Below are 9,775 nucleotides of genomic sequence, written 5' to 3' on the forward strand. Positions count from 1 at the left end.
CTCTTTCATCCGAAGCCAGAGGCGCCAAGAAGAAGATCAATAAAATCAACGTGACGGCGTGCGCAAAACCCGCGATGGGGCTGTTGCCGCCATTGCGGATGTTGGTCGCTGTTCGAGTGATCACGAGGCCTAGGGTAGCGCCACGACGCCGACGAAGCCCCCCCCCGAGACGCTATTCGAAGTCAATGCTCGCGCCGTAACAAGCCTGCTTTCCAGGCCTCTCGAATCGCAATCATGACTAGCCTCGCATTGGCCGCATGTGCATACTATTCACACGCAGTGATAATCGAAAAGCAATTATCCTCGCTTCGTACGATACCAGCGACACTGTAGATTCGGTGCCGAGAGCGCATAAACATATGCCCGGAGACCCCGCATGAAACGCGAAGACGTCAAAACCAAACACGCTGAAGGCATGCACTTCGACACGCATGTGATAGTCAATCCGGCCAATACGCACGAGTGGATCATTCTTTTCAAAAAGGAAGCAGGCAGAAGCTATTTTCTGGTCAATGACAACGAGGAAATTGAGTCATTTGGACACCTCGATGAACTGATCCATGAGCTTCGAGAGCTTGGTATCAAGTCCGCCGAAGTTCATTTCTGATGATTCCACCTAGAGAGTTTGATCATGTCAGTAAAGGTTGAGTATCTGTCCGGTCAGAGCGGAGCGCTTTGATCTGTTTGTTTTGGTAGCCGCTGCATCCAATTTCGGACTGAGCAGGGGCAAAGGACTATGCCGCCATACTCAAAGAAAGAATCGACGCACCCATGCCTTCCCGCCAACTCACCCCGCCGCTCACAGTCAAGACCACTGATCAATGCTGATCCGGACATTTCCCTCCATTGGGCAACCTCGACGCTTGTCGAGTAGAGACAGAACACCAAGCCCCTTGACGATGAAAGCCATCGAAAGACAGCTCAGAACACCCCATGAACTGTTGCCTATTAATTGACGGTGGGCTGGCCAGGTTTTATCGCGCACGGTACTGAAGCCCCAGGCACCACTAGCCCTCGCGCACTCAAACAGGATTGCCGGGCACCTCTCTCATCGCGTTTATCATGGCCAACTCCCCTTCGCCCCCAGCTATTTTGATCCGCTATACCGTCTTCATCTGAGCCTATCGTTCTCGCCCATAACTTCAGCGCCTTGACGCTTGGGACATTCGCGCGCGCAAAAAAATGGCCACACGAGGTGGCCTAAGACGGGTTCAAGCATAGGAGGATCTCTATTGACCACCAGATACAGGCCCGCCCTGAAGTCTTAGGGCCAATAGAGTGGCTCCGCTGGCTGATAAACCCCTTCATCAGCAGCGCTCAGCCGGCAATTTGATCCTGGTCTGTGGGTCAGGACCTCGCTGCCTTGCATTATAATAGTGTTAACATGCAGTTGTAATCAATGTCTAATTAGGGGATCGCATGACTACCGACTTCAAGAAGGCCGCGCTGGATTACCACGAATTCCCAATCCCTGGAAAAATCAGCATCGCGCTGACCAAGCCTGCCAACACAGCCGCCCAACTCGCACTGGCCTACAGCCCAGGCGTAGCCGAGCCCGTACGCGAAATTGCGAAGGACCCAGAGAATGTCCTTTTTCACGGCTGGCAGCTGCCGCACTTGGGATTATCCAGTCGCTGCACCTTCTGAAATTCGGCAGTCCGCCACGTGCAAAGTCATCTGCTTTTTGGCTGATCACTTAAGCCCCCTCTGCTGCTCCAGCAGACGATCCTGTTCACCGATCAGAAGAAACAACAGCCAACAGCTTCAACACTTAATGAGCAGACCCGTCTAAATCGCGAGAACCCGGTGATATCAGATATGCGTAATCGGTTGGCTTTTTTGCTTCTCATACCTTTGAGACAAGGGTGAATAAATGCCGATCAAATATGTCAGGAGCCTCACCGGGCGAAGGCGTACCACAACCGCAAACCGACAGCTTGGGTTTGCCTTGGCCTTCGTCGCGGGAGCAATCAACGCTGGCGGTTTCCTGGCAGTGCATCAGTACACCTCACACATGACAGGCATCGTCTCTTCGATGGCAGACAACAGTGTACTGGGAGCCTACGACCTGGTGCTTAGTGGCGCCGGCGCATTGTTGTCCTTTCTGGTTGGGGCTGCGTGCTCTGCAGTCATGGTCAATTACTCCCGACGCAGACGGTTGCACAGTGAATTTGCAGTGCCCCTCTTGTTCGAAGCCTTTCTGCTCATCTGCTTTGGATTTATGGGCGCTCAGCTTTCCACCGTGGATGGTTTGTTCGTGTCCGTCACCGTGATGCTGCTGTGTTTCATCATGGGTCTACAAAATGCGGTGATCACCAAAATTTCCAAAGCCGAAATCCGAACGACTCACATCACCGGCATCATCACGGATATCGGTATCGAGTTTGGAAAACTGTTTTATTGGAATGCCGTCAGCACATCGACCCATCCAAAAGTTCTCGCCAATCGGACCCGGCTCAAAATACTGATACTGCTCGCACTGAATTTCTTCTTCGGCGGCGTGGTGGGTGCATTTGGCTTCAAACACATTGGTTACATCTCAACGGTACCGCTCGCGATGGTTCTGGTGACGCTGGCAATCGTGCCCGCCTTTGATGACGTCAGGCTTTTTGTCCGCCGCGTCATACGAAAGTGAGCCAACGACTTTTGATGAGCGCGAGTCCGCTGGTTTTGGCCTGGCGGTACGACTACCAGAACGATTCGAGCCACAATTCGTGCTCTTTTATTCCTGCCTGAAAGCCACTTCAATATGTAACGCACAGACGTTCAAACACCTTACCGCCTCAAGACGAAAACGCTCCTTGTCACCGCAATGCATTATCATTGTATGTTAATGTAATGCGCATATTCACAGAAGCAATGACGGCACGCTTGACCCGGTAGCTCGCCCCGTAGCAGCAGCATCCTCGAGTAGTTCTGTGCGGCGCGAGATCTGACACCCTCTCAGGACGCCCGTCATTTGATCCGCGATGACCTGCGCAGTCACGGCGCGGAGGATGAAACACAGCACACTGGCGCGGTGAAAGCCGTCAGACCATCAACGCCTATCAGCAGACTCGTGACACCAGTCTCAATGACCCAATCAATACAGCAGGCTGACAAAGCCCTGTTAAGGAAGAGACCATGAGCAGAACAATCGCAATCATCAAGGGCGACGGCATCGGCCCTGAGATCATGCAAGCGACGCTACGCGTACTCGATGCCCTTGACTGCAATCTTCGCTACGACTTCGTAGAGGCCGGCCTGGAGGCGCTGCAGCAACATGGGCAGTTGATGCCACCCGCCTCCATCGACACGATCGCCAAACATGGCATCGCACTTAAAGGCCCTCTGACGACACCGATTGGACGTGGGTTCTCATCGATCAACGTTCACCTTCGCCGCCATTTCGATCTCTACGCCAATGTCCGACCAGCGATCAGTTTCCCAGGGACCCGTTCGCGCTTCGAAGATATCGACATCATCACGGTGCGCGAAAATACCGAGGGGGCGTACTTACCCGAAGGACAAAGTATTTCATCGGACGGCGAAGTCGCTTTGGCGAGCATTCGCGTCACACGCACAGCCTCCGAACGCATCGTGCGATACGCGTTCGAGCTGGCTCGTAGCAAAGGCCGTAAGAAAGTTACCGCGGTGCACAAGGCCAATATCATCAAGTCTTGCTCCGGTTTGTTTCTTGAGGTCGCGCGTGAGGTTGCGGCGGATTATCCGGAGATCGAATTTCACGAGATGATCGTCGATAACGCCTGTATGCAGCTGGTGATGAATCCCCATCAATTCGATGTCATTGTCACCACCAACCTGTTTGGTGACATCCTTTCAGACTTGTGCGCAGGCCTGGTGGGTGGATTGGGCTTGGCGCCTGGGTCTAACATCGGCGCCGATGCGGCCATCTTCGAAGCGGTCCACGGTTCGGCACCGGACATCGCGGGCAAGAACATCGCGAACCCCTGTGCATTGTTGTTGGCGGCTGCGGACATGCTTGATCACCTATACATGGTAGACAAAGGGACACGCATCCGTACCGCTATCCGCGTTGTCCTGCAAACCTCCTGCGATCAAGTGACACCGGATATGGGGGGAACCGGTACGACTGAGTCCTTCGCTGACGCCTTGGTGGCCTACTTGCGTGACTAGATAGACATAATCGCCAGCTCAGTCAGAGCTGGCGTTTTTATATCAAGACCTCGAAGCCATCATTAGTGACCAGGACCATCTGCTTCAATCTTTAAAATAAAACAAGGGCTTAACATTTAATTACTTACTGCGATTTCTGCCATCGATTATCGGCACCGCATAAGGGTATAGATGCGGAGCGTCAATACGCTCTTTCAACTTTGCCGCGTAGTCTTTTGCGCCCTGCTCATTGCGGAACTGAATTCGCCGGGCACCTACACACACGGACCATAGATCTTCACTCTGACTAGACAGATGTTCGACCCTGACAGACATGACGACACTCCAGGGAAAAAGAATTCAAAAATGAATTTCAGCAACCTTGATACCGATTTCACGCAGTTCATGAATCAAATCATCAAGGTGTCGGAAGGGTTCAATCTCTTCGTTGTCATTGACCAGGAAAAAGCTTCGCCCTGCTTCCTTTTTAAAGAAGGCAATCCACTCCTGGGTGTTGGCCGGATTGGCGATTAAATGGGTGTCAAACTGAATACCTTCAACGTGTTTGATTTTTACGTCCTCACGTTTCATGCAGCTCTCCAAGCGCTCACGTATTTCCGTTCTCATGCGTGATTTTGCCTCCCTGCAATTGAGCAAAAAACTTCGTCCCAGCCTGAGGCAAGGGCGAGCAGATTGCCTTTCTATTATCACTGCATGATAATATTATGCACATATGAGCCCTCGGAGGCTAGTCATGAGCAGAACCACCTAACCCATGAGGCACGCCGGCCAGAGCGGCCCCGCCCGATGCTTTGTCTTTGAACGCACACGACCTTGCGGGTGAACTTCAAGTGATAAAAGGCTCTGACGGCCAGATCGAGAACAAAACCGAGCCATAAAAAGCTCTCGCGATCAACAATGAGCTATCAGCGCCATGCTTTGAAGGTAATTCTCTGTACGGGTCCAAAGTGACTTATTTGACCGAGATGATTGCACCTTGAAGTGCACATATGGCGTCATGCTCAAACGCATGAGATGAGTTCCTCGCCGCAACGGATCGCATTTGCTTTTGATTTACCGCCTACGGTTTCTGAATTTTAAGGACGAAAGTCATCATGCGAAAAACAGAAATCATTATGTGTGTTCCGCTCAATGCGCCAACTCTGGAACCCGGGCAGCAATTGCTGGTTTGCTTTGAGCTATGCGTCGTCGTCCAGCAGCGAGAAACGAAAATCTATCAGGTTGTGTTTGACTGCAAAGCACCTAAAACAGCACGAATTCTTTGGACAGAGGACGAGTGGATTTTCATCGGCAGGCACAAGCAAAATGCTGAAAAAGATCCTTCGCTGGTTACATTTGTATCAACACTTAAAACTGAATAGAGGGCTTCCTGTCGGCGCTGATTGAAAACTGACCCACCCTGCCGATTGAAAATTGACCCTTGGGAAAAAGGTGATTTTCTCGGTGGTTGCGGCAGCTCATGTTCGAGCTGTTCTTGGATTAGGGCAGATCACTCTGCCCTCGGGTATCACCTGATTCAGCATTCGATAATGTTCACCGCCAGACCGCCTCGCGCGGTTTCCTTGTACTTGCTTTTCATGTCTGCTCCCGTTTGACGCATGGTGCGGATCACCTTGTCGAGCGAGACGAAATGTTGCCCATCACCACGCAAAGCAAGGCGCGCGGCGTTGATGGCCTTCACCGAGCCCATGGCATTGATCTGACAGTTACCGGGTCTCCAGTCGTGCCTGTCAGGTCGAGCGTTGCTAAGTAGCTCTGTGTGTCAGTTTCGCCCCTCCTCGAAAAATAGATGTCCTAATAAGTTCGGTGCCACAGGCTGCTATCGGCCGATTCTGTTGAAAACAGTCGGCCATGGTTTCCACGGCAGAAAAGTACGCGCTGGAGATTGAAATCTTTACTTTGAGCAGAGGATTCCGGGCTCAGATTTCGCGTAGCTGCGCGCAAAAAAGGCGTTTTCAGCAGTCAGTAAGCGGGCAGTCTGGAAGGACCGACTTTTTCAACACAATCGGCCAAAAGCAGACGGTCAGCGCGGTTCTGGTTTCGCCCGATAGCGAATGCTCACAGCAGCAGATGCATGCCAACTCTAGCCATTCACCGCATGACCCAGCGGTAGTGATGTTCCTCTCTACTGAGCACTATCCCAATCTTATTTCTTGGTCGGGATGGAAAGTCGAGCAACTTTGGTCACAGCGAGTGGTACCTCATGTAGAGGTAGGTTTTCCTGGAGATGTTAGCCTAGACATGATCACTGAGGTGCATATTGGGGAAGACGCAAACCCGGAGGGCTTCTGCCGACTCACCGACCTTTATAATCGGTTGGAGCGAAACTCTGAGTGAAGCATGCACATCAGCGATCTCCATCCATAACGGAAATGCCGAACAGCCCTACGGGGCTGCATCGGAAAGCGCTCATTGATTTCGGAGCCTTACTAACCGTTACATGTGTTTTATCGTCCATAAATCAGATACTTACCTAATTTAACTTTTTTCGTCTTTTTATGTGCGGAACGACTGAGTAACTCCCTTCCCGCATAGTCGTATTTCCATGGTAACGCCTCACGGCATGTGGCGCGTTGGTGCACAACATTCATGTACACCGACATCGGCGGCTGCCCTGTTGTCGCTGACCCAAAACTGACCCGGGTGTTCAACGGCTTCTGCTCACTTTTCGAGCAGGAGAACACAGGATGATCAGCATGGAAATATTGGGAAAAATCCGGCGGATGTACTTCCGCGACAAGCTCTCGCTGCACCAGATAGCCGAACGTACCGGGTTGTCGAGAAACACCCTTCGAAAATGGGTCAGAGCGCACGAAGCCACTCAGCCGGCGTACCAGCGGTGCGCGACCGTCAATCAACTCAGCCCATTCCACGACACGCCGGAACAGGCACTGAAAGCCGATTCGTTCCGGGCAAAGCACAACCGCAGAAGTGCCAAAGCACTTTTCGAGCAGATCAAGGCCGAGGGTTATGACGGCGGCTACAGCCAGCTCACGGCGTTTGTACGCTCGTGGCGTGCCGCGTTTCGGCGTCTACGACAACATGAAAACAGCTGTCGACAGGTCAATAAAGGCAAGGAGCGGTCGAAATGATGCCGATGCTGCAATGATTGCCAGCCACGAGCGCCTCTTTGATCGAGGTCAGGTCAGTTTTGGCTGGCAGCATTACATCCCATTCATCGAAGGGGACCTAAGACGTCACAGCAACGGTGATCGGATCATGATGCAGATACTGGCGGCTGTGCCCATTGCCGGTTTCGACCCGGTGCTGGTAGCGGTAAAACGGGTGCTTGAGTCGGGAAGTCTGAACGCCGATCACATCTTAAATGTTCTCGCCCGACTCCCCGCTACTGCACCGCCGCCTCTCGTAGAAACCAGCCTGCAACTCAAGATGGCTCCCGTTGCGGCCCACGGAGAAGCTTCGACGGCACCCTCGAATCTACGCACTAGTACTAGCGATCAAATGCGGCTTGAAGTTCTGCCTGACCGCTGATACCGCTCTGCAGCAAGAGCATGAGAAGCAGGCGCGCCTTTTGAGGGCTCAGATCGCCGGCCATCACTGCACCTGCTTCGTAGCTGGTCTTGCCGCCGCCAACGAAACCATAGACCGGCATCGTGCGGCCGTTGGGCACTCGGGTCGCAACCACCACCGGTACGTTCTTCGAAAGGGCGTACTTGACCGCCTCGAACATAGAGACGTTCATGTTGCCCATGCCAACAGCTTGCACCACGATGCCTTTGGCACCCTGGTCGACGGCATAGCGCAGCAGCGATCCATCGGCCCCACCGAACATGGCTAGAATCTCTACGCGCGGCATCTCTGCGGTACCGATGTCGATATGCTGGCGGCGCAGCGGTGCGTTAGTGAAGATGACCTTGTCCTCCCAGACCTCGCCAAGAAAGCCGAAGTCACCAGACTTGAAGGTCTCGACATCTCCTGTGTGAGTCTTGGTGACGCTGCGCGCCGCATTGATCTGGTTGTTCATCGCCAACATCACGCCCTTGCCGCGGGCTTGCGCCGTGGTAGCAATGCGGATGGCATTGAGCAGGTTTCGCGGACCATCGAAATCGGGCGAGGATGCATTACGCTGCGCACCGATCAGGATCACCGGTTTGTCGGACTTGACGGTCAGGTCCAGCCAGTAAGCCGTTTCCTCCATCGTATCGGTGCCGTGCGCGATGACGACGCCGGCGACCTCGGGACGCGCGAGCGCATCATCAACGGCCTTAGTGAGACGTGTCCACCACTTCGCTTCGACATAGTTGGCCGACATGTTCGAGAAGTTGTTGACTTCGACGATCGCGTATTTGCCGGCATCCGGCACCGTCTGCATCAGGTCATCTCCCGAAATCGCGGGGACGACGCCTTTGGTCACCGGGTCGATCTTCATGGCTATCGTCCCGCCCGTGGCGATGAATTGCACCACAGGTTGTGCTTGGGCCGATGCATCCATCGCCGCGAGGCATATCGCCAAAGTTACAAGCGTTTTTCTCAATGTCCTCATGCATGAATAGTTGCGCCCGTTGGCAACTTGGGTGGTTTTATCGCCATATCGCGTAGCCGAAGCGCTGAGAAGGGTTCCGATCGAAACTTCCATTCATCCATCCAAATTTTTTGTTGTGTTGGGATTGGGTTTTCAAGCAGCAATGAGAATGTTGTTGCGACAAATCTTATGCGCTGCTGGTACCAGCGTCTATCTCACACGAGAAAATCTGAACATTCAGAAGGGGCATGGATGAAGACAATTGAAGAGTTGTGAACGGGACGACACTCTCCATAGAGTCCCATAGCAGAATGGGAAACCCCGAAAAGGATTGACCAGCGATAATCAACTCCTCAGCCGCCCACACAAGCTCTATCTACAGTTCTCTGCGCTGATCAGAAATCCAATTCCTTTGTCTGCTTTGATAGAGAAGTCATCGACCATCTCTCGAGCAATGCATACGAGCTTCTAAGGGTGTGTTTCTAAGAAGGTACATATCTAACGATTCACCAGTACCAGATGACTGGCCGTCTGCCAGAGCGTGACGTGATGCTGTTGTGGCTCACTCACACCACTGGTATTCGTGTCACCGAGCTGGCCTTGCTGGAGATTGGCGACGTGCTGTATCCCAGCGGCTCTCGCGTGATGCGGAAAGACTAGCAAGCTTGCGGCTAGGGAGAGGTTCCTGGTTAGACTGGGACAGCTGTTCGCGGCTGAGAGAGACGGTAACAAAAAGGTTTATCGAGTATGACCTCGAGCCTGAGATTTTTGGTCGCCTTACGGATGAGGTTTCTCTTGAGCTATCTCTGATTGATGAGGCAGCTCACACAAAAAAGGGGCGCGCATATCTCAGTCGAGCGTGGCGCGAAGCGAACGACTTCACTCGGTCGCTTTTTACCTGTCACGACTGACCGCTTTGGGTCGTTTTCTGCCTCTCGTCAAGGGCAATAATCGGCCAAAAGCAGTCAATTAAATTGCTCAGTCATCAGACGGCATCATCAAGACCGGCCCCTGTTGGGAAATTTATAAAGGCGTCTCAACGTTCATAGGCAACATGCCGTTTCGGTCGCAACTTCCCAATCGGATCCTGACACACATTTAAATGATACTAGCATCAACATTCCCACTGTGGTGGCGTCCAGTTCCAATAAATGC

At 52.8% G+C, this 9,775-nt stretch carries 7 protein-coding genes and 4 pseudogenes; 7 read left to right on the forward strand and 4 right to left on the reverse strand.

Features of this window, described 5'->3' with window-relative positions; genetic code table 11:
* Nucleotides 1-7: 7 nt before the first annotated feature.
* Nucleotides 8-121: pseudogene (locus tag EAH74_RS33990) on the reverse strand (SulP family inorganic anion transporter); the annotation flags it as partial.
* A gap of 255 nt (nt 122-376) precedes the next feature.
* On the opposite strand from EAH74_RS33990, the gene EAH74_RS27060 reads away from it, so the two are divergent.
* The 4 genes and pseudogenes from EAH74_RS27060 to EAH74_RS27075 all read left to right on the forward strand — a co-directional run bounded on the left by EAH74_RS27060 (nt 377) and on the right by EAH74_RS27075 (nt 4,137).
* A complete protein-coding gene (locus tag EAH74_RS27060; RefSeq protein ID WP_140682455.1) occupies nt 377-607 on the forward strand; it encodes a hypothetical protein in 231 nt (76 codons plus the stop codon).
* Nucleotides 608-1,419: 812 nt separating this feature from the next.
* A pseudogene (locus EAH74_RS27065) lies at nt 1,420-1,587 on the forward strand (malate dehydrogenase); the annotation flags it as partial.
* Between the two features lie 286 nt (nt 1,588-1,873).
* Nucleotides 1,874-2,635: a YoaK family protein gene (locus EAH74_RS27070; protein ID WP_140682458.1), complete on the forward strand. Its 762-nt coding sequence runs from the start codon at nt 1,874-1,876 to the stop codon at nt 2,633-2,635.
* Nucleotides 2,636-3,123: 488 nt separating this feature from the next.
* A complete protein-coding gene (locus EAH74_RS27075) occupies nt 3,124-4,137 on the forward strand; it encodes an isocitrate dehydrogenase (RefSeq protein WP_140682461.1) in 1,014 nt (337 codons plus the stop codon).
* A gap of 339 nt (nt 4,138-4,476) precedes the next feature.
* On the opposite strand, the gene EAH74_RS27080 is transcribed toward EAH74_RS27075, so the two are convergent.
* On the reverse strand, nt 4,477-4,707 hold the full coding sequence (locus EAH74_RS27080; RefSeq protein WP_140682464.1) for a hypothetical protein: 231 nt from the start codon (nt 4,705-4,707) through the stop codon (nt 4,477-4,479).
* Nucleotides 4,708-5,231: 524 nt separating this feature from the next.
* On the opposite strand from EAH74_RS27080, the gene EAH74_RS27085 reads away from it, so the two are divergent.
* Entirely contained in the window at nt 5,232-5,498 is a 267-nt protein-coding gene (locus tag EAH74_RS27085) for a hypothetical protein (RefSeq protein ID WP_140682466.1), read from the forward strand.
* Nucleotides 5,499-5,653: 155 nt separating this feature from the next.
* On the opposite strand, the pseudogene EAH74_RS27090 reads toward EAH74_RS27085, so the two are convergent.
* Nucleotides 5,654-5,833, reverse strand: a pseudogene (locus EAH74_RS27090) (L-serine ammonia-lyase, iron-sulfur-dependent, subunit beta); the annotation flags it as partial.
* A 991-nt stretch (nt 5,834-6,824) separates the two neighbouring features.
* Between EAH74_RS27090 and EAH74_RS27100 the strand changes: the two are divergent.
* Nucleotides 6,825-7,629 (forward strand): annotated as a pseudogene (locus tag EAH74_RS27100) (hypothetical protein).
* Here EAH74_RS27100 and EAH74_RS27105 read toward each other — a convergent pair.
* Nucleotides 7,589-8,734 (reverse strand): asparaginase, encoded by a 1,146-nt coding sequence (locus EAH74_RS27105; RefSeq protein ID WP_240050568.1) that lies wholly within the window; start codon nt 8,732-8,734, stop codon nt 7,589-7,591. The pseudogene EAH74_RS27100 and the gene EAH74_RS27105 sit on opposite strands and share 41 nt — an antisense overlap.
* Nucleotides 8,735-9,139: 405 nt before the next feature.
* Here EAH74_RS27105 and EAH74_RS33455 point away from each other — a divergent pair, with 405 nt between their 5' ends.
* On the forward strand, nt 9,140-9,280 hold the full coding sequence (locus tag EAH74_RS33455; RefSeq protein ID WP_240050569.1) for a hypothetical protein: 141 nt from the start codon (nt 9,140-9,142) through the stop codon (nt 9,278-9,280).
* Nucleotides 9,281-9,775 lie beyond the last annotated feature (495 nt).

This window comes from Pseudomonas mandelii (assembly GCF_006438925.1).
Taxonomy (GTDB): Bacteria; Pseudomonadota; Gammaproteobacteria; order Pseudomonadales; family Pseudomonadaceae; genus Aquipseudomonas; species Aquipseudomonas mandelii_C.

What these genes read in the sequence shown, in the direction of transcription:
- EAH74_RS27075 (WP_140682461.1), top strand. Translation starts at nt 3,124, where the DNA reads ATGAGCAGAACAATCGCAATCATCAAGGGCGACGGCATCGGCCCTGAG.
- EAH74_RS33455 (WP_240050569.1), top strand. Translation starts at nt 9,140, where the DNA reads ATGACTGGCCGTCTGCCAGAGCGTGACGTGATGCTGTTGTGGCTCACT.
- EAH74_RS27085 (WP_140682466.1), top strand. Translation starts at nt 5,232, where the DNA reads ATGCGAAAAACAGAAATCATTATGTGTGTTCCGCTCAATGCGCCAACT.
- EAH74_RS27080 (WP_140682464.1), bottom strand. Translation starts at nt 4,707, where the DNA reads ATGAAACGTGAGGACGTAAAAATCAAACACGTTGAAGGTATTCAGTTT.
- EAH74_RS27070 (WP_140682458.1), top strand. Translation starts at nt 1,874, where the DNA reads ATGCCGATCAAATATGTCAGGAGCCTCACCGGGCGAAGGCGTACCACA.
- EAH74_RS27105 (WP_240050568.1), bottom strand. Translation starts at nt 8,734, where the DNA reads ATGGAAGTTTCGATCGGAACCCTTCTCAGCGCTTCGGCTACGCGATAT.
- EAH74_RS27060 (WP_140682455.1), top strand. Translation starts at nt 377, where the DNA reads ATGAAACGCGAAGACGTCAAAACCAAACACGCTGAAGGCATGCACTTC.